This is a genomic window from Mycobacterium neumannii (assembly GCF_002245615.1).
Lineage (GTDB): Bacteria > Actinomycetota > Actinomycetes > Mycobacteriales > Mycobacteriaceae > Mycobacterium > Mycobacterium neumannii_A.
On the sequence record NZ_NKCO01000003.1, the window covers coordinates 12,162 to 31,329 of the forward strand.

15 protein-coding genes are annotated in these 19,168 nt (G+C 67.4%); 3 read left to right on the top strand and 12 right to left on the bottom strand.

Annotation, left to right across the window (positions count from 1 at the left end; translation table 11 throughout):
- Window positions 1–218: 218 nt before the first annotated feature.
- On the top strand, window positions 219–1,586 hold the full coding sequence (locus tag CEX88_RS04695; protein ID WP_094292588.1) for a sulfatase family protein: 1,368 nt from the start codon (window positions 219–221) through the stop codon (window positions 1,584–1,586).
- A 65-nt stretch (window positions 1,587–1,651) separates the two neighbouring features.
- Window positions 1,652–2,452: a trehalose 2-sulfotransferase gene (stf0, locus tag CEX88_RS04700; protein ID WP_094292589.1), complete on the top strand. Its 801-nt coding sequence runs from the start codon at window positions 1,652–1,654 to the stop codon at window positions 2,450–2,452.
- A 35-nt stretch (window positions 2,453–2,487) separates the two neighbouring features.
- Here stf0 and CEX88_RS04705 read toward each other — a convergent pair whose 3' ends face one another.
- Window positions 2,488–3,249 carry a trans-aconitate 2-methyltransferase gene (locus tag CEX88_RS04705; protein ID WP_094292590.1) on the bottom strand — a complete coding sequence of 254 codons (762 nt, stop codon included), beginning with the start codon at window positions 3,247–3,249 and terminating at the stop codon, window positions 2,488–2,490.
- Between the two features lie 41 nt (window positions 3,250–3,290).
- On the opposite strand from CEX88_RS04705, the gene CEX88_RS25790 reads away from it, so the two are divergent.
- Window positions 3,291–4,484 carry an alpha/beta hydrolase family protein gene (locus tag CEX88_RS25790; RefSeq protein WP_099459207.1) on the top strand — a complete coding sequence of 398 codons (1,194 nt, stop codon included), beginning with the start codon at window positions 3,291–3,293 and terminating at the stop codon, window positions 4,482–4,484.
- Here CEX88_RS25790 and eccE read toward each other — a convergent pair.
- From eccE to eccA, 11 genes are read right to left on the bottom strand one after another with little or no spacing between them, the layout of a single operon-like run.
- The gene (gene eccE, locus CEX88_RS04710; RefSeq protein WP_099459208.1) at window positions 4,471–5,388 is read right to left on the bottom strand and encodes a type VII secretion protein EccE; all 918 of its coding nucleotides are present in this window, start codon (window positions 5,386–5,388) and stop codon (window positions 4,471–4,473) included. The genes CEX88_RS25790 and eccE overlap by 14 nt on opposite strands.
- The gene (mycP, locus tag CEX88_RS04715; RefSeq protein WP_094292591.1) at window positions 5,385–6,788 is read right to left on the bottom strand and encodes a type VII secretion-associated serine protease mycosin; all 1,404 of its coding nucleotides are present in this window, start codon (window positions 6,786–6,788) and stop codon (window positions 5,385–5,387) included. Before mycP ends, eccE begins: the two co-directional genes overlap by 4 nt.
- A 10-nt stretch (window positions 6,789–6,798) precedes the next feature.
- A complete protein-coding gene (eccD, locus tag CEX88_RS04720) occupies window positions 6,799–8,244 on the bottom strand; it encodes a type VII secretion integral membrane protein EccD (RefSeq protein ID WP_274381085.1) in 1,446 nt (481 codons plus the stop codon).
- The gene (locus CEX88_RS04725) at window positions 8,229–9,092 is read right to left on the bottom strand and encodes an ESX secretion-associated protein EspG (protein ID WP_066847752.1); all 864 of its coding nucleotides are present in this window, start codon (window positions 9,090–9,092) and stop codon (window positions 8,229–8,231) included. Before CEX88_RS04725 ends, eccD begins: the two co-directional genes overlap by 16 nt.
- Window positions 9,093–9,098: 6 nt before the next feature.
- Window positions 9,099–9,389 carry a WXG100 family type VII secretion target gene (locus CEX88_RS04730; RefSeq protein WP_064396041.1) on the bottom strand — a complete coding sequence of 97 codons (291 nt, stop codon included), beginning with the start codon at window positions 9,387–9,389 and terminating at the stop codon, window positions 9,099–9,101.
- A 36-nt stretch (window positions 9,390–9,425) separates the two neighbouring features.
- A complete protein-coding gene (gene esxG, locus CEX88_RS04735; RefSeq protein ID WP_064346865.1) occupies window positions 9,426–9,719 on the bottom strand; it encodes a type VII secretion system protein EsxG in 294 nt (97 codons plus the stop codon).
- A 52-nt stretch (window positions 9,720–9,771) separates the two neighbouring features.
- Window positions 9,772–11,337, bottom strand: coding sequence for a PPE family protein (locus CEX88_RS04740; protein WP_094292593.1), 1,566 nt, complete (start codon window positions 11,335–11,337; stop codon window positions 9,772–9,774).
- 2 nt (window positions 11,338–11,339) lie between these two features.
- Window positions 11,340–11,648, bottom strand: coding sequence for a PE family protein (locus tag CEX88_RS04745; protein ID WP_064417542.1), 309 nt, complete (start codon window positions 11,646–11,648; stop codon window positions 11,340–11,342).
- Window positions 11,648–15,622, bottom strand: coding sequence for a type VII secretion protein EccCa (gene eccCa, locus CEX88_RS04750; RefSeq protein WP_094292594.1), 3,975 nt, complete (start codon window positions 15,620–15,622; stop codon window positions 11,648–11,650). The genes CEX88_RS04745 and eccCa overlap by 1 nt, the downstream gene beginning before the upstream one ends.
- The gene (gene eccB, locus CEX88_RS04755; RefSeq protein ID WP_094292595.1) at window positions 15,622–17,187 is read right to left on the bottom strand and encodes a type VII secretion protein EccB; all 1,566 of its coding nucleotides are present in this window, start codon (window positions 17,185–17,187) and stop codon (window positions 15,622–15,624) included. Before eccB ends, eccCa begins: the two co-directional genes overlap by 1 nt.
- Complete coding sequence (gene eccA / locus CEX88_RS04760; RefSeq protein WP_274381086.1) at window positions 17,184–19,025, bottom strand: type VII secretion AAA-ATPase EccA; 1,842 nt, start codon at window positions 19,023–19,025, stop codon at window positions 17,184–17,186. Before eccA ends, eccB begins: the two co-directional genes overlap by 4 nt.
- Window positions 19,026–19,168: the final 143 nt, after the last annotated feature.

Below are 19,168 nucleotides of genomic sequence, written 5' to 3' on the forward strand. Positions count from 1 at the left end.
GCAACGACCGGCCACAACCACATCTGTGGACGAACCAGAACTTGGGGACAACTCCGACGGCCGTCGGCCGAACGCCTGTAGATAACGTGCCGAGAGCGAGGTCGTACCGAGCGTGAGGGCCACATAACGAGCGTGAGGTCGAGCGCCATGAGTCAAAGGGTTGCCCGTCCACGCTTCGCAGGTTGAAGTGGAGACGTCGACCGACGAAAGGATGGAACGTGACAGACCGGCGCCGAGACAACGTGCTGATCGTTCACTGGCACGACCTCGGCCGCTATCTCGGCGCGTACGGTCACCTCGACGTGTCGAGTCCTCGTCTCGACGAATTCGCCGCCGAAGGCATTCTGTTCACCCGCGCGCATGCGACTGCGCCGCTCTGCTCGCCATCGCGGGGTTCCTTGTTCACCGGCCGCTACCCCCAGAGCAACGGTCTCGTCGGCCTTGCCCACCACGGATGGGAATACCGCGCGGGTGTCCGTACACTGCCGCAGATTCTGTCCGAATCAGGTTGGCATACCGCCTTGTTCGGTATGCAACACGAAACCTCATACCCTGCCAAGCTCGGCTTCGATGAGTTCGACGTCTCTAACTCGTACTGTGAATACGTTGTCGGACAGGCGACGCGGTGGCTCACCGACCCGCCGGATAAGCCGTTCCTGTTGACAGCGGGCTTCTTCGAGACGCATAGACCGTACCCGCGCGACAGGTATGAACCAGCCGATGCCACAGGCGTCGACGTCCCCGAGTATCTGCCCGACACCGCGGAAGTCCGGCAGGATCTCGCCGAGTTCTACGGGTCGATCACGGTGGCCGACGCCGCGGTCGGCCGACTGCTCGACACCCTTGAAGCGACCGGCCTCGACCGCACCACATGGGTGGTGTTCATGACCGACCACGGCCCAGCACTCCCCCGCGCCAAATCCACGCTGTACGACGCGGGCACCGGCATCGCGATGATGCTGCGCCCGCCACGCGACGCGAATGTCCCGCCGACGGTGTACGACGAGTTGTTCAGCGGAGTGGACCTGGTTCCCACACTGCTCGACCTCCTCGGTGTCGAGGTACCGGCCGATGTCGAGGGGCTCTCGCACAAGGCGGCCCTGCTGGCCTCCCCTGAGCCGCCCGTTCGCACCGAGGTGTACACAACGAAGACCTACCACGACTCGTTCGACCCGATCCGCGCGATCCGCACCAAGGAATACAGCTACATCGAGAATTACGCGGCGCGCCCGCTCCTCGATCTACCGTTGGACATCGCCGACAGCGCGCCTGGGCGCATCGTCGCGCCCCTCACCCGAGTGGAGCGACCGCAACGAGAGCTCTACGACCTGCGCGCCGACCCCAACGAGTCGAACAACCTCCTAGTCCGAAGCGTCTCGGCCGAAGCAAAGTCCGTCGCCGATGATCTCGCCCTGCTGCTCAACGACTGGCGTGTCAAGACCAACGACGTCATCCCCTCAGAGTTCGCAGGCACCCGGATATCGGAGCGCTACACCGAAACATATCTGCGTATCCAACGCCAGCTGCCGAGCCGGTCCGCAATCGCGTCCGAACGCGGCGTCAAAGCCGATCACAGTGGCCAATAATTTCGCTCAGCGTGAGCGAAAATGCGTGTGGTGTCGGATGTTTGCCGTGTGGGTAAGCTGCGCGCATGTCAGCCCCGACGGCCTATCTCGTCCTGGCCTCTCAGCGCAGCGGCAGCACGCTGCTGGTGGAGTCCTTGCGCGCGACCGGTGTCGCCGGAGACCCCGTCGAGTTCTTCCAGTACCTACCGAGCACCAGCCAGTCGCCACAGCCCAGGCAGTGGTTCGAGGGTGTGACCGACGAGTCGATTCTCCGCCTCCTCGACCCGATCGACGAGGGCAAACCCGACCTCGCTCCCCCGGAGATCTGGCGCGACTACATCCGCACGGCCGGCCGCACCCCCAATGGAATCTGGGGCGGCAAGCTGATGTGGAACCAGACTCCGCTACTGCTCGATCGGGCCAGCAGACTGCCCGACCGCTCAGGTACCGGCCTGCTGTCGGCGATCCGGGACGTCATCGGTAGCGACCCGTTCCCCATCCACGTCTTCCGTCCTGACGTTGTCTCCCAAGCGGTTTCGTTCTGGCGTGCGGTGCAGACCCGGGTATGGCGTGGCCGACCCGACCCGGCGCGCGATGCCCGCGCCGAATACCACGCGGGAGCGATCGCCCACATCGTGACGATGTTGCGCGCCCAGGAGGAAGGTTGGCGCACTTGGTTCGATGAGGAAGGGGTTGCTCCGATGGAGGTGGCGTATCCGGTGTTGTGGCGCAATCTTTCACAGATCGTCGGCGATGTCCTCGAAGCGCTCGGACAGGACCGACGGCTCGCGCCCGAACCGGTCCTTGAACGGCAGTCCGACCAGCGCTCCGACGCGTGGGTCGACCGGTACCGAGCGGACGCAGAAAAAGACGGGCTTCCCACATGAGGGACAACACCCTGCATCGTTGAGCGGCGAGAGGCTCAGTTCACCTGAGCCACCACGAAAACACGTCGAAACGGGAAGAATGTCGTGCCGTCCCTCCGCGACGGATACGCCGCGTCCAGCAGCGGGATCAACTCGTCGCGGAACTCGTCCCACTCGGTGTCGGTGAGCCTATTGCGCACCGGGCGTAGCGCCGTCCCCGCGATCCAGTTCAGCACCGGATCCCCGCCGGTCAACACGTGCACGTAGGTGGTCTCCCACGCGTCGACCGTACAACCAGCGTCGGTCAGCAGGTCTGCGTACTCCACCGGATCCTTCACCGGTGACTCCCGAAACGGGAAGTCGTGCAGTCGTTCTGCCCATCGGTCACGCCGGACGAGTTCTCCCACCGTGCGATGTGACGGTGCGTCGAAGTTCCCCGGTACCTGCATCGCGATCCACGACCGTGCCGGCAACTGTTCGGCCCACCTGACGAGTAAGCGTGGATGGTCGGGCACCCAATGCAGGGTGGCATTGCTGATCACGACGTCGGTATCGGGTTTCGGCAGCCAATCGCCGGCGTCACCGACGTTCGCGTCGATGCCTCTGTCCCGCGCGGCCCGCACCATTTCCGGCGAGCTGTCGAACGCCTCTATGCGTGCCTGCGGCCAACGCTGGGCCAATGAGGCCGTCAGATTGCCCGGCCCACAACCCAGATCCGCGACCCGCCGCGGGGCATCGGCTGCGACCCGCGACAACAGGTCGAAGTACGGGCGCCCGCGCTCCTCGGCGAACGCCAGATATGCGTCGGGGTTCCACATGCTGACAGTTTGACACCGCCCAAACGGGATACCATGCGGAAGTGAGCCAAACGGAAGCCGATCCGGTCGATCCGCCGATTCCCGTTCCCGATGTCCCCGGTGCAGATGCCAGCACAGGGCTGCCACGACGCGCCGACCTGACGCTGCGCCAGCGCTTCATCGTCGACTCGTCAGCCGTGGCCGATCTCGCACTGCGCACCGCAATCGCATCGCTGCTCGCGACGACGATGCTGCCGACGCTGGCCGGCGGCCTAAGCCGGTCTCAGTCACGCGCCGAACGCGAACAGCTGCAGTTCTACGCCGGACTGGCCGCGGCCAAGGATCCCACGCAATCGTTTCCCGCGCCCACTTCGCCGCCCCGCGTCGCATCGCGAGCAGCCAACCCGCTGGCCGAGTGGATCGCGAAGGGTCAGGTTCAGAACATTCGTTTCGACAGCAGCTTCGAGGCGATCAACCCTGACTTGCGCACCCAGTGCCGCGGATTCGAACGCAACAACGTCGTACACGCCCAGCACTGGCGACACGATGACGGGCCGCACCCCACGCTCTGCCTGATCCATGGATTCATGGGTTCGCCGTATCTGTTCAACGGCTTGTTCTTCTCGCTGCCGTGGTTCTTCCGGTCGGGCTACGACGTCCTGTTGTACACCATGCCCTTCCACGGTCCGCGTGCCGAGAAGGGCTCCCCGTTCAGCGGCTACGGGTTCTTCGCCAACGGGTTCTCGGGCTTCGCCGAGGCGATGGCCCAGGCGGTGCACGACTTCCGTTCGGTCCTGGACTATCTGGAGTTCACCGGCGTCGACCGCATCGCGCTGACCGGCATGTCACTCGGCGGATACACATCAGCGCTCATCGCAGCGGTCGACGACCGGATCCAGGCCGTGATCCCCAATGTCCCTGTCGTCGCCCCCGATCAGACGGTGGACGAATGGTTCCCCGCCAACAAAGTCGTGGGACTGAGAAACCTGCTGACGGGTACCGACGCGGAACTCACCGGCGGCGCCACCCTATTCTCCTCACCCCTGAACTACGCCCCGCTGGTTCCCAAGGACCGCCGGTTGATCATCACAGGTCTCGGTGACCGGCTGGCGCCGCCGGAACAGGCCGAGATGCTGTGGGAGCACTGGGACCGCTGCGCGTTCCACTGGTTCCCGGGCAACCACATCCTGCATGTCAGCCAGCCCGACTATCTGCGCAGGATGACCCGCTTCATGAAGGGATTCATGTTCGACTGAGTTCGGCCTGATATCCGGCCGGCCAGTCGGTCCGCGCCAGCAGATCGACGGCAACCGGCTTAGCCGGAACGTCCAGCCTGCCAACGGCCTTGGGCTCCAACGCCTTGAGCAACGGTCCCTGGACTCCGCGATGCGGTGTCAGACCCGACACGGGCACCCCGCGTACGGGATCGGGTGTGCGGAACGCACACACCGCCGCGACAGTCAGGTGCGCGGCCGAACCACTGAACTCGACGGCCGTCCATGTCTCAGACGATTGAGACCACACCTCGTCGAGGCGTTCACCCAACCGCTCGTCGACGGGAATCCCGTAGGCCGAGACGAATCCGCCTTCGTCTCGGACACCGCGCCACTTCTCGCGACCCTTTCCGATCAACGGCGCATCCGCATCGTCGACGGGTGCCGCATCAAGGCCCGCTTCCCGTAGGTGATCGGCGAGGCGACGGCCGGCGATCTCGGCAGTCTCGCGCAGCGGCAGCTCAGGTGAACGTGCCTGCAGAGCAACAAGATTCGACTCGGCATCCAGGGTCAGGCTGATCCACGTGGTACGAACACCATTGGAATCGCGGTTTGTCACGCGAACCTTCTCGCTACGGACGCCGAACCTTTCGACGTAGCCCGCGACCAGCAGCAGCGGCACACCGAATCCCGACGGGTCGTCGACCCGCAACACCACCGTGGCCTGCTTCGGACTCTGCGGCTTCGGCTTGGAGTGGTTGCGGCGAAACACCGCCAACCGCCGACCGATCATGTTTGTGACGAACTGGCCCCGCCACCATGCGAACACGACGACCACCACGGTGACCGCGATCCCGAAGATCCACCAATCCGGGGTTGTCTCCCACGGGTACGCCATTGCCGCCAGGACGACGGCCAACGACGCCAGCGCAATTCGAATGGTCACGATGCCTCCGCTTGGTTGTCTAGGTTCCTCCGCCGGTGGACCGCGACCGCGGCCGTGACGGCTGCGATCAGCGCCAGCACACCGGTTCCCACGAACGCGACCACCTTCGGGGTCTCGTCGGGGGCGGCCGGTCGCGGCGGTGCGGCGACGGGCTGGGGCTCCGGCTCCCCGTTCCCGGCGACGGCCGCTGTCACATCCCATGTCAGCGCGGCGACGGGATCGACGAGTCCGGCACCGGTCAGGTTCGATGGTGCTCGCGCCGCACCCTGCGCACCGGCCGTGAGCCGGTCCCTGACCTGTTCGGCGGTCAGCTCGGGAAAACGACTGCGTATCAATGCCGCAACGCCGGATACATACGCGGCCGCGAAACTCGTACCGTTCAGCGGATACAACCGGCCCCGCTCGTCGGGTAGCCCGTTGGCGAGTGCGCCGCCTTCGCCGTTACCCACCGAGACGATATCCTGCCCGGGCGCGGCTATCCCCACCCACGGTCCCGCCATCGTGAAATCCGATGGGCGCCCGGCGCTGTCGAGTGAACCGACCGAAAGCACATACGGCTGCCAGGACGACGGTATCGACACCGACGTCACACCTGCCCAGTTACGAGGGTCCTCCGGGCGGCTGGGATCCGACAGCGGGTTGGACGGACATGCCGACCCCGGGTTCAACCCCATCTTGGTGTTGCCCGCGGCAGCGACGATCACCGCGTCCTTGTCCACGGCGGCATAGCGCAGGGCCGCACCGAGTTCGTTCTGGTCGATGTTCTCCGTTGCGGGCAGGCACGTGACGGCGGAGATATTGATGACCCTCGCACCCAGGTCCGCCGCGCGGACAACCGCACGAGCCAGGGTCGCCACATCGAGTGCGACCTGTGCCGTCGCCGGATTCTCGCCGATCTCGCGCGGGGAGAACCGCGACGACGTCGACCGGATCGCGAGCACGCGAGCACCTGGCGCCACCCCGGAGAATCCGTCGGCCCCCGGCTGTCCCGCGATCAGCCCTGCCACCAGCGTTCCGTGACCATCGCAGTCGCTGAGCCCATCGGTCGACTCGACGAAGTCCCCGCCGGGTTCCACGTTCGGCAGTCGAGGTCCCGGCGTGACGCCGGTGTCGATGACCGCCACGAGTTGTCCGTCGCCGCGGCTGTACTCCCACGCGCCCTCGAGGTTGAGCCGTTTCTGGTTGGTGCTGGGCGCACCGGGGTCGCTACCGGGTAACACACCCGCGCCGACGCACGGCCCGCGTTGCGATTGCAGCTGCACGGGCCCGGCGGCGCCCGACGGAGGCGGCACAGCCGGATCCACCTGAGGTGGCGTCAGCGCCTGTGCGACCGGAGAACTCACCGCCACGACGGCCATCGCCGCCGTAGCTGCGACCACAGTGCGCAACCGGTCGCGCATCACCGATGCCTCATCGATTGAGCACCCAGACGAACAGTCCGACGAGATAGGCCAGCACCGGGATCAGCGACGCGTCGATACCGGATGCCAGGAACCCGACGATGCGACGCATCGGCAGCGAGTAGGTGTCCGGCGAGGCGACCCGCGGGAACGTCGCGACGATCACCCAGACCACCGTCAAGCCAACGAACGCCAGCAGCGCCCACCATGCCGCTCCGATGCGGTCGTCGACGCTGAACACGACCATGAACGAGATCGCAAGCAGGAAGGGCTGGCTCAGCAGCCATGCCTTGCACGGCGCCGAGTCCCACACGCGGGCCCGCAGCACCGATCCAAGCGCCACCGCGGCCACGACGTACCACGCCCACGGCGAAACTCCTTGCGGAGCAGCTAGCGTGATCGCCCCCGCGGTCGACAGCAGTACACCGCCTGCGATGAAACCGGTTTGGTGCGAATCGCTGATCCGAACACGGCGCGGCAGATCGGCGAGCACCTTCATCGGGTGCGGCGCCGGGGTCGGGTCACCGGGAGCGGGTATGACCGGCATCGGCAGCCGCGCCCATAGGGCGGAGAGTTGGGCCGCCTGGACGGTGACCACGAGCGCGAGCACCACGAGCAGGGATCCGACGACGAGGTGGTTCAGGTGCCAGATCGTCGCGGCGCCCGCGGTGATCAGTGCACCGGCCCCGACGACGGTGGCCGCTGTGAAGACCGCGATGGCCCGTTGGGCGACAACGATGCTGACGATCGACCAGGCCGTCACGCCTGCGGCGGCGAGCAGCACGTGTGACGGCCCGAAGTCGCCGGGCACTCCGAGCGCGAGAGCCACGGTGATGGGCGCGAGCGCCGTCACGGCTAACGCCGTGCCGAGCCGGGGGGAACGGCCCCAGGTGAGCAGAGCGGCCAGCACCGTGAGCGCCGCCGCACCGCTGGCCACGGCGAGACCGGCGAAGCCACCGATGATTTCGCTGTGCACCGCAGCAAAGACGGTGGCGATCACGATCAGCGTGATCACCGCCGCGGCCGCACCACGCGCGATATGTGCCGCCCCCCACGGCTTCTCGCGGGCGGCGGAGAAGATGACGGCCGCGTCGCCGATGTCCTCGACGATCCGCGGTGCAGGTGGACCGGCCGGAAGCGGTTGCAGCGCCAGCAGATCACCGTCGACGACACCGACGGTGTCCAGCGTCGCGTCGAGGCTGAACGGCGCACCGCCGACCGGCGCCAGCGACAGCACGACCGGGGTGGCGTCGCCGTACTCCTCGTCGGCGGGCATTGCCATCCGCCGTACTGCGGGCAGGATCTCGCGCAGAGGGAGTTCGGTCGGCAACGCCATGTCCGTGACTCGACCGCCCGCCTCGCCCGCGGCGAGCACCGCGACGCGAACTATCGGCATCGACCGGGACGGGGCCGGGTCCGCCAAAGACGCTGTCGCGCCGCTCAAACTGTCTGCCATTGGTGTTCCGTTCTCTGGTTGGAGTCGAAGTCTCGGGTCAGTTTCAGGTCGGGGAACCACGCCCCGTCGGGCAGCGTTGCGGTGAGCCGCTCGACGGCGGTAGCGATCGCCATCGGCGTGCCGGGCGTGAACGTCGAGACCCATTCGCCGTCGAACGCCTTCGCTGGATGGACGAGCACCCTGCCCTCACGAGTGTCGACGACGCTAACGCCGACATCGGTGCTCACGCGGTGGCCGTCACGGTGGTCGCCGGCCAGGATCTCCACATAGCTGCGGTCCGTCGCGTAGGCCGCTTCGACGACTGCGCGTGCGCTCGGCGGGATGCCAAGGAACTCGATCACGTCGTCCAGCGTCGCGCCGTTGCGCAGCTGCTCATCGGCGCGCGCGCCGATGCGCGCGGGTATCGCGAACTCGTCGAACCTGGCCGGCGGGCGCCCCGACAGGCCCGCAGTCAGGATGGGAACCAACGCCTGCGGATGGTCCACCTCCAACGCGCTGAGCGTCACGAGGCCGTCGCCGCGCAGCGCGACGACGGTGTCGTCGTCACGGCGCGCAACGTGCCCGCGCAGCATCTTGCCCGAGCCGCGCACGAACCGGAGTTCAAGCCAACGCCGGGGCCGGCATGTCGTCGTGACCCATTGCCGGACATGGGGTTCGACGACACCGTCGGTCGTCATCACACCCATCCCGACCAGTTCGGCCGACAACCTGGCTTCGAACTCCGCCCGCTCAGCGTGGTCGCTGTAGGGCGGGGTGATGGCCAGCACCCAGGGGTAGTTGCCGGCCCCCGACGCGTCGGCGACGAACCAGGCCTGCTCCGCGGTCAGCTCGACTGCGTTAACTGCCACCGTCGGTTAGCCACCCCATTTGGCGCCTTCGGCCTGGTCCCGGGCGCTCATCGTCATGGTGTTCTGCTCGTGGGTGGCGGCCATCGCACGGTACGCGCGCACCAGTTCCTCGAGGGCGAGGTTCCACTGCGCCTGCCAAGCCTGATAGGTCGTGCCGGTGTCGCCCTGCCAGGCCCCGGCCAAAGCCGCCTGCTCGCTGGCGATGTCGGCGCCGACGGCGTGCAGGGCGCCCGAATATCCGGCCATCTCACCCGAATGGGCCAGCATCGCCGGGTAGTTGTACATGATCTGAGACATCAGGTTCTCCCTTGTAGGTCTAGGTCAGTTCGAAGTTCAGATACCGGTGTAGGTGCTGGCCGCCGCGGCGTCCTGCGCCACGTAGGTGCCCGCCGCGTCACCCAGGTTGGCCTGCGCGATGTCGAGCAGCATGTTGACCTTCGCGGAAACCTCGAGGAAGCGCGCGTGCGCTGCCTGGAAGGCCGCGGAGGACTCGCCCATGTGGAATGCCTGTGCCGACTGCGCTGCCTGCTCGGCCTGCGCCATGGTGCTACGCATGAGGGCTGCCTTCGCCGAGAACGCGGCCTCGGATGACACGAGCTGCGGGATGTGAGCGTCCAGGAGGCTCATGGATGTTCCTTTCGGATTGTGGTTCGGCGGAATGAGTTTCGGTCAGTTCGGTTCAGTCGTTTTCTCCCCCCTTGTGATCCCAGTCGCTGGGCAACATGGGTTCGGTGGGTCCACCGCCGAAGGAGTCTCCGGCGAGTTCGGTCAGCCCGCTCGCCTCCTCGGCTTCCGACTTGGTCGCAGCACCGGTGAAACCCACTGCGCCCGCGCCCTTTTCCGATGCGGCGACATGCGGACGCCGGACCGTTTCGCGCGGCGGGGCCGCGTCCTCGGGCTCGTCGGGTTCGTAATCCATGTAGGCGTCGGCGTACTGGCGTTGGTGGATCGGCTGCGGCCGCTTGCGACGGGCCTTGCGTTTGGCCAGCGACGATGCGGCGGCAGCGGCGGCGGCCGACGCAGCCATGTCCGATGCGGGCGCCTTCAAGCCGGTGCCCTCGCGGAACGTCGGGGAAACACCTTCTTCGGGATCCGGACCGGCAACCGCATACGGCACCACCGGCGCCGCAGCCGCAGCTGGTGCGGCACCCGCGGGCGCCGCACCGGCGGCCACCGACGCCGCCGGAGCGGCCGGAGCCGCCGGAACCGCCGGTGCCACGGTGGCGACCGGCGGAAGCGATTCCGCTCGCGGCTCGGCGACGGGCCGGATGGGTGCAGGCGCGGGAGCGGGCGCAGGCTCGGATGCGGCGGCCGGAACCGGCTCCGGGGTCTGCGACTGGACGATCAGGCCGATCAACAGTGGCAGCCAGATCGGAGCGCTGAGAATCAACGACCACGTGGCCCACCCGAGCGGCTGCGTGATTGCCTGGTAAAGGACGAACAACAGAATTAGTCCGGACGACGGGTTGAAGAGCCACCCGAAGAAGCCGTTCAGGAAGTCGCTGAGAATGTCCAGGACGTTGCCGAAGAACTGACGCGCGAAGTTCAGGATCGATTCGAAGAAGTCCTCGAAGAACCTCATGATCTCGCGCAGCAGGTCGGCGATGGAGTCGGCGATGTTCCGTGCCCCGCCGGAGTCCGCAGCGGTGGCCGCCGCCCCGGCCTGCATGACGTCGGCAGCGGCGGCTCCCGCCTCGCCCACACCCGGCGCCAGCAGCAGAGGCGCGGGAGGCGTGACCGGCGTGGCCGCCACCGCGGCACCCGACACCGCCTGATAGGTGCCCATCGTCGTCGCGGCCTGGATCCACATCCGGACGTAATCGGCCTCGTTCAAAGCGATCGGAATCGTGTTGATGCCCAGGAAGTTGGTGGCGAGCAATACGGCGTGGGTGGACTTGTTGAGCGCCAGCTCGGCCATCGTCGGCATCGTCGCCACCGCCGTGGTGTACGCCGCGGCCGCGGTCCCGTGCTGCGCAGCCGCGGCCGCGCTGTTCGCGCTGGCCTGTGCCAGCCAGGTGAGGTAGGGCGTATGCGCGGCCGCATACTGGGCGGCGCTCGGGCCTTCCCACGCGCCGCCCTGCACCGAACCGAGAACAGCGGTCAACTCGGCTGCCGCAGAGGAGTATTCAGCCGCCAACGCCTGCCACGCCCCCGCCGCCGCCAGCAGCGAACCCGGGCCGGGTCCGCTGCTCAGCATGGCCGAGTGGACCTCCGGGGGGAGGGCCATCCAGATGGGAGCCGTCACGGTCAGCCTCCGGCGACCAGGTAGCTCGCCGCGGCGGCAGCGTCACCGGTGGCATAGCTGATGCCGGACTGGCCGACGCCGACACCGGAGCGGCCCAATTCCTCCACCCCGAGGGCGGCCATCGAATTGTGCTGTGCCCCATGAGCACTCAAGCTGACGGCGGTCTGGATCGACACCGCATCGACGGCGGGCGGAATCACGGCGGTGACCGCGGGCGCGGCGGCGGCGTGAGCCGCTGCCAACCGGGCCGTCAACGCCTCGACGGCGGAAGCCGCCGCGGCGAGGCCTTCGGGAACGACGCGAAGAGTCATCAGTTGAACTCCCTTCCACTGTTGCCGTTGTTTCCTGAGCGTCCTGCCACCGCGTCTGCGAACGGGTTGACGAGTTGCAGGAACGTGGGGGCATCGCCATCATCCAGCAGCATCGCTCGGCCCGCAGGCAGACGCCGGAACCGATGTCCCCGGATCTTTCCGCTGTCCTGCGGGTTGCCCGACAGCATCAGGATCGCCGCCTGCAGCTCATTGAGCCGGCGCAGCAGGGGTGCTGTCATCAGGGCGTGTGCCGAACCGGTGGCGCGTGCGGTCACGATGACGCGAAGGCCCAGCTCGCTTGCCTGCGACAGCAATCCGATGATGCCAGTCCACGGGCGCTGCCCGACGAACGGCCCGCTGACCGCGGGCGCATCCGGGATCTGGTCGACGTCGTCGATGATCAGATAGTGGGTGTGGCCGTCCTCGCCGGACTGGTACTTCCACCTGCTCAGCTCCTGCGGTGACAGGCCCGCAGGCGGTCGGCGCTTCTCCAGCAGGGCGGTGAGCCCGAGCATCGCCGGAGTGATCCGGTCGATGTTCGGGGTGTACTCGTTGTCCGGGAACAGCGGCTCGTCTACCAGATGCAGACGCCGGTCGATCACCGTGAACGCGACGCGGTCCGGGGTGGAGTTCTCCCGGATGGTGCGAATCACGTGACGCAGCAACGTCGTCTTGCCCGACCTGGCGTCGCCGAACACCATCATCAACGGGTTCTGGTCGAACGCCATCGGCACGGACGCGAGATCCTCCTCGCGCTGGCCGATGACCACCTGTTCCGGCGCCGGATACAACGGGGCCACAACGTCGGGCGCGAGATCATGCGGCAACAACCGCACCGGCGGTGCCGTGACACCCCGATGGCGGGCGTTTATCACCCTGATGTCGCGCAGCGCCGGCTCGGCGAACAGGAAGTGCTCGGCGGCCATGGTCAGGCCGCGGCCCGGCTGCTCGGCGGGCACCGCTTCGGCGGGCCTGCGCAGCGCACCGGTGACCCGCACATTGCTGTCGCGCGGATCCGACAGCTTCAGTTCGAGGCGCAGGCCCAGACCGTCGCGCATGGCCAACGGAACCTCGAGCCAATTCGGAGTCGTGATGACGGCGTGGATGCCGTAGGACATACCGGTGTTGACCAGCTCGGTGACCTTCGACAGCAACGGGTTCCGGGTGTTGAAGGTGTCGGTGTTGTCCCGGCTGAACGCGTAGAGGTTGTCGATGACCAGGAACACCTCGCCGTAATCGTCGCGCTGGCCGTTACCCGAGTGCCCCCGCGCCTGGCGGGCACGCAGCAATTGCTCGAGCTCACCGAAGGTGCGCCGGATGCGTTCGGGCTCCAGCGGAGAGGCGACGCTGCCGACGTGGGCCAGGTCTTCGAGCGACCGCAGCTGACCGCCGCCGTAGTCCAGGCAGTAGAACGTCACATCGCGCGGCGAGTGCAGGGCCGCCGCCGACAGCATGAAGGTCTGCAGCGCCGTGGTCTTGCCCGACTTCGGCCCACCGTGGATCAGCAGGTTGGCACCGGCGGACCTGGCGTCGAAGATCAACGGATCGCGCCGCATCGAGAACGGACGGTCGATCTCGCCCAGCGGCCAACGCCATTCGCGCTCGGCCACGTCCGCGCGGGCGAGCAGTTCGTCGAGCGGAATGGGCTCGTCCAGCGGAGGCAGCCACAGCGGAGGCGCCTTAGGACCGTAGTGGGCCAGCTGATCGCCGATGGTGGCGACGAGTTTGCGCGGCGGACGCTCCTCGTGAGCGGCGGGATCGGAAACGACGACCGTGTCGGCAGGCGCTTCGACGTGACCGGCAGTGAACGGCTGTGGCACTGGAACCGACTGCACCACAACGGACCTCTCCACCCGCGGAGGATCGTAGATGCCGTCGACGTAGGTGCTGCGGAACTTGACCGGCATCGCGCCCGGCGCAGGGACCAGGAATCCCTCGCCCTTGTGCTCAGGGCCGGCCTCGATGTGGAACGCGTCCTCCACACCGATGACCTGGCGGCTGATGGCCGGGCTGGCCACCTTGAGCCCGATGCGGTATGAGGTGTTCTTGTCGATGTCCTTGATCCGGCCGACATCCAGCGTCTGAGACGCGAACAGGATGTGGATGCGGAACGAACGGCCCTTGCGCGCAACGTAGTCGAACAGGTCGGCGTACTCGGGATGGTCGGAGAGCATCAACGAGAACTCGTCGGCGACGACGAGAAGCGTGGGCATCGGCGGCAGGTCGTGACCGGCCGCGATCGCCGCCTCGTACTCGAGCACCGAGTTGAACGCACTGTCCTGCACCCGACGACCGGCCTCCATCAGCAGTTGCTCGCGCCGTGCCACCTCACCGCGCAGCGTGTCGGCGAACCGGTCGGCGAGCGAACGCTTCTCGGCCATATTCGAGATGACCGCGACCACCTGCGGGAAGTCCCGGAAGATGTCGGCGCCGGCCTCACCCTTGAAGTCGGCGTAGATCACGATCAGCCGATCGGCGGAGTGGGTCGTCAACAGCGACAACAGGATCGACATCAACGTCTGCGACTTGCCCGAGCCGGTCATGCCGATCATCAGGCCGTGCGGTCCCATCCCGCCTTCGGCCTCGTCCTTGAGGTCGAAGATCAGCGGCTCACCGGTGGCGGTGACGCCGATGGGCACCCGCAGTTCGTCGGTGCGCGCCCGCGGCGCCCACAGGCTCGCCACGTCCAGCGCCGCGGCGTCCGGGATGCCGAGCAGTGTGGAGAAGGTCGCCACCCCTGTTCTGCCGGTGCGTGCGTGGCTCGGGTTCGAATCCCACTTCGACAACCGGCGGGCGATGTGACGCGCGGTCGCGATGTCGAGTTGATCGGCGGCGTCGACGTAGGGCTGCCATCCTCCGGTCTGCCAGCGCTGCAGTTTGCCGTCCGTCAGCTGCAGGATCGGCCGTTCCGGGTCGGGGTACTGCTCGCGGTGCGGTGGCTCGGCGACACGCTGCACTACCGTCACACCGGCCAACCCACCGCGCGGGACCAGCGCCGTGGCCTCCACGTCGGGATCGTCGACGACGATGAGCAGGTGCTTGACCTCGTCGACGTCGTCGCTGCCGAACGGTGAGCGATCGTCGAGCGCCGTGGCGAGCTGCGAGCGCAGTTCAACGATGTCGGACGACAGGTAGCGGGCAGGGCCGGCCCCGTCAACCGCTCCCGGAATGCCGTTGTGCGGCAGCCACTTCAGCCATGACCAGTCGTCGCTCTCGATGTCCGGTGCGATCAGTGCGATGCCGAGCACGGCGGGGTCGTGCCAGGTGACGGCCTGGGCGATCCAAGCGCGTAGCGCGCCGCGAACCTCGTCGGGCTCGCCGAGGACCGTGATGCGCGAAACCTTGCCTAGGTCGATACCGGTCGGCGCGGCCCGCACCGTCCGCTGCACGGCGAGGAGGGCGCGTAACGCGCTGTGCGACACCGGTTCCAGGTCGACCTCGTCGGCGCTGTCCTTCACCCGCAGTGAGGCGTTCAGCGGGGCGTCGTGCAGCCCGGTGCGCACCACCAGGAAGTCGGGGTCGTGCGGATCGCGCTCCCACTGCCTGCGGGTGCCGGGCACGTCGATGAGTAGGCCCGGATCCGGATGCGACCACTCCAGCGCCGCACGCTGCTCGGCGGCGTGCGCGCGCACGTTGTCGCGGACCACCGACAGGTAGCGCAGATAGTCGGCCCGCTCGGCGTCGACCTCCTCGGTGCGCATCTTGTTGTCGGTGCCGCGGTAGAGCGCGGTCGCGGCCAGCAGCAGGACGAACGGGAAGAACAGCGTCGTCGGCGAGATCAGGCGCATTCCGGTGGCGAACAGCGCCACGATCATGCCGACGATCAGGATGACGATCAGGAACGGCAGCACCCGCCGCAGCAGCGACGGCGGAATCACCCGCGGCAGCTCGGGCGGCGGTTCGATCGTGATGGTGCCTTTGCGCGTCGTCGGCACCGGGATGCGGCGACGCGCCTGGAATATGAGCCGACTCATTACGGCGTCTCCCTCACGACAGCGGGGCGGGGGGCAGCGGCCAGCGCGTCGTGGGCCAGCAACGCATCGCCTCGCGACAGCGTCGGGCCGGGCGCGAACTGGCTCAGCATCGACCATGGAATCGGTAGGGCGGGCGGGGTGAGGCCCAGCGCGGCGATGGCGTTCTCGTCACCGTCGGTGTCGAGGCCGTAGCGGACCCCGACATCGCTGAGCCAGAAGGTTGCGCCGCCGACGGGTGACGTCGACGCGCCCCCGCCGTCCTGCCCGACCGTCTGGACCAGGTAGCCGCGCCCGGGATTCAGCACCACCTGGTTTGCGGTCGTTCCCAAGCCCGCTCCGACCAGCGGCACGGGACGCAGCTGATCGGAGACCGGCAAGGTGACACCGGAACGCAGGTTCAGTGTCGCGCTCGTGGCATCGGCGGGGCGCTTCCACTGCGCGCATGTCAACGGCGCGTCGGTGGAGTCGACGAGCGAAATCGGTTCGGCGGGATAGGCATCGGTGTCGATGACACCCGCGACGGGCAGACGCGCGATGTCGTCGGCGCCCAACCGCGGCGGCTGGTCGAGTCCGAACGAGTTCGCATTACGCATGATTGCGGCGATTACCGGTGAAATCGGTTGCAGTCCTTCGCCGAGCACCGCGTAGTGACGCAGGGTGTTGTCGGTGGCGTAGGCCGTGACCACCGCACCGACCGGCGCGGGCACCGGCAACGGGTACCGTGGCGGTTCACCGGCCCCAGGGATGACCGGCGGAATCAACGCGGGGGCTTCGGGCACCGCGTTGAACAAGCCGGGCGCGACGGGCCGCGTGTCGGCGCCTGCGGTACCCAGCCCCAGTGCACTGGTGACCGCGCGGTCGTTCATGTCGATCGCGCTTCGGCGCCCGCTCCACAGCAGCCAGGTGCCCGCATTGGGACCGCTCGGGGTGGAGACCAGGATCGCCTTGTTGTCGGACAGCTGCTTCGCGCGTTCGCCGCCGTCGGTCAGCGGGCCCGCGATCATCGTGACACCGACGGCCGGTCCCGAAACTCCGTCGCACACCGTCCAATCGGCGTCACTGGTGGTGTTCTGCACCATGCGTTCCGGGGCACCCGGGATACCGATCAGATTGCCGCGGGGGAACTGGTCGATCTCGCTGGTCTTGACCTGCGAGGGGTTGTCCGGCCGGCCCGCGATCAGGCGCGCGGACGTCAGGTTCAGCACCGGGTGCAGCTGCTCGCCGAGGCGAACGTAGAGGGCCGAGCTGGTGCGATCGGCAAGGATCGCGTCGTTGCCCGCGACGCCGCCGGGCCGGATCAGCGAGAACACGAAACACCCAGCCATGACGGTGATCAGCACCAGCGCGCCGACGAGCACCGAACGGGCTTGGGTGCGAAGCGGGTCGACGAGCATGCGGGTGTCGTGTAGCGCGACACCGGATGCGATGCGCCGCATGATGAATCGCCATCCGGTCACCTGATGACGGGTGACGAACCCGCGGCGGTACACGACCCGGTCGGGGTTCTCGTTGTCCGGGGTGCGCGAGGCAAACGCCCGGCGATCCGAATTGTCCGGAGTGCTCATTCGGGCACCGTCAAACCGAGGCCACGCAGCAGCGGAATGGCGGATTTGGTGACGTCTCCATCGGTAATGGTCATCAGCTCGTCATCTGTGAAGTCGTGGGCTTCGGCGGTGGAACCGCCAGTCGACGGGAGGTGATCGAGTCGGTACTCGCGCTCCTCCTCGGAACGCTCGACCAGGTTGCGGACGAATCGGCCGTTGCCGGCGATGTCGAGGTTGCGCCTCTCCACACCGGTGGCGTCCGGCGTCGTCGCCGCCGCCAACTGCCCGAACAGCGTTTCCATGTGGGCGAGCGCCGCCGGTTCGAAGACGCTGTCGCGCTTCTCGGCCATGCGCACCGCGATCTCGACGAGTTCATGCGGTGTGTACGAGGGGAATTCGATGCTGCGGGTGAAGCGGGACCGCAGGCCCTCGTTGGTGTCGAGGAACGCGTCGAGATCCTTGCGGTAACCGGCGACGATGACGACCAACCGCTCGCGGTCGTTTTCCATGCGCGCCAGCAGCGTATCGATCGCCACCAGGCCGAAGTCATTCTTGGCGCCGGTCGACACCAGCGCATAGGCCTCGTCGAGGAACAACACACCGTCGAGCGCGCTGTCGATTATCGCGTTGGTCTTGGCCTCGGTTTCACCGATGTGCTGGCCGATCAGGTCGGCTCGGTGCACCTCGCGGACGGTCTCCTTCTTGAGAATGCCCAGACCGCAATAGATTTTGGCCACAACACGCGCGATGGTCGTCTTACCGGTACCGGGAGGGCCCGCGAACACGAGGTGGTTGGTGCGCTGCGCCACGGCCAGGCCACGCTCCTGGCGGCGGATCGCCATGGCGACCGAACTCTTCAGCCGCGCAACCTGGTACTTGACCTCTTCCAAGCCGATGAACTCGGCGAGCTCGGCCTCGGCCTCGAGTAGCAGGTGCGCCTTGCGCTCCTTGGCGCCTGGGTCGACGAACTCGGACTCGCTCGGCTCGGTGGCGGGGTCCCACGGATCGGAGCGGCCCTCGATGCGCGCGGCCGTGGTCGTCAGGATGCCGTAGGAGGTGTCCGACAGCGCGATCTCGACCTGCTCGTTTTCCGGGTTCGCGGCGTACAGTTCGGCGAGCACGTCGGCCGCGTCGAGCTCCTCGCCCTGCGCGCGCAGGCAGAGCGCCTTGACGAGCGTGCCGTCCACCGTGGCGACATCGACTGGGCCGGATGGGTCCTCGAGGTACGACAGCGCGGGTGCGTACATGCCCAAGCGGGCGAGCGACGTGCCGAGCGCAACGCGCGCCGCGTGTGCGTAGGTCTCGACCAGCCGCGTGTCGTTGACGATCGGAGTGATCAGCCGGACCACATCCGACCAGCGCTCGGCGCGGTAGTACATCGCGATCCGCACCCACCGCGCGTCCAGCCAGCTGGGGCGTCGGGTGATCAACGGCTCGACGAGTTCGTCGGCGCCTACGTAGTCACCGGCATCGCACAGCGTGACGGCGTAGGCGAGTTGGAAGTCGTCGGGTGTCGACGCCGAGAACTTGAGGTAGAGCCCGGTGTCGTAAGTGAAGGCCAAGTCACCTTCGCCGAGCTGTACGTGGCGCTGCAGCACACCGGCCGTGGCAACCGTCTGCCAGATGGCCTCGAGCACCCGGGCGCTGGTATCCCCCGCCGCGGCCAGACCCGTCCACGCATCGCACTGTTCGCGAGCGATCCGGGTGAGTTCAGTGAAACCGGATCGGGCCGCGACCGGATCCGGCGGGCGTCGACGGTCGTGCACCGACAGCCCGAGGGCTCGGCAACACGTGGCGAACCGACTCACCACGTCGTGGTCGACGCGCGAAGTCGCAGCAAAATCGGTCTGTAGCGGCACGCGCCGTGTTCTCCCCGTAGTAATGGCAGGCTAACTTTCCGCCCGAAGTTAGCATTGACTAAGCTAACTTGTACAGACGCACGGGGTCCGCTCAGCGGGTGAACAAGCTCACGCCTTGACGGCGCTCACCAGGCTTATAGTCC

Bases quoted from the DNA above. Each gene is read 5' to 3' on its own strand.
- eccCa (WP_094292594.1), bottom strand. From the start codon at position 15,622: ATGAGTCGGCTCATATTCCAGGCGCGTCGCCGCATCCCGGTGCCGACG.
- CEX88_RS04730 (WP_064396041.1), bottom strand. From the start codon at position 9,389: ATGTCTCAGATCATGTACAACTACCCGGCGATGCTGGCCCATTCGGGT.
- stf0 (WP_094292589.1), top strand. From the start codon at position 1,652: ATGTCAGCCCCGACGGCCTATCTCGTCCTGGCCTCTCAGCGCAGCGGC.
- CEX88_RS04745 (WP_064417542.1), bottom strand. From the start codon at position 11,648: ATGACTCTTCGCGTCGTTCCCGAAGGCCTCGCCGCGGCGGCTTCCGCC.
- eccD (WP_274381085.1), bottom strand. From the start codon at position 8,244: ATGGCAGACAGTTTGAGCGGCGCGACAGCGTCTTTGGCGGACCCGGCC.
- CEX88_RS04705 (WP_094292590.1), bottom strand. From the start codon at position 3,249: ATGTGGAACCCCGACGCATATCTGGCGTTCGCCGAGGAGCGCGGGCGC.
- mycP (WP_094292591.1), bottom strand. From the start codon at position 6,788: ATGCGCGACCGGTTGCGCACTGTGGTCGCAGCTACGGCGGCGATGGCC.
- esxG (WP_064346865.1), bottom strand. From the start codon at position 9,719: ATGAGCCTCCTGGACGCTCACATCCCGCAGCTCGTGTCATCCGAGGCC.
- eccB (WP_094292595.1), bottom strand. From the start codon at position 17,187: ATGAGCACTCCGGACAATTCGGATCGCCGGGCGTTTGCCTCGCGCACC.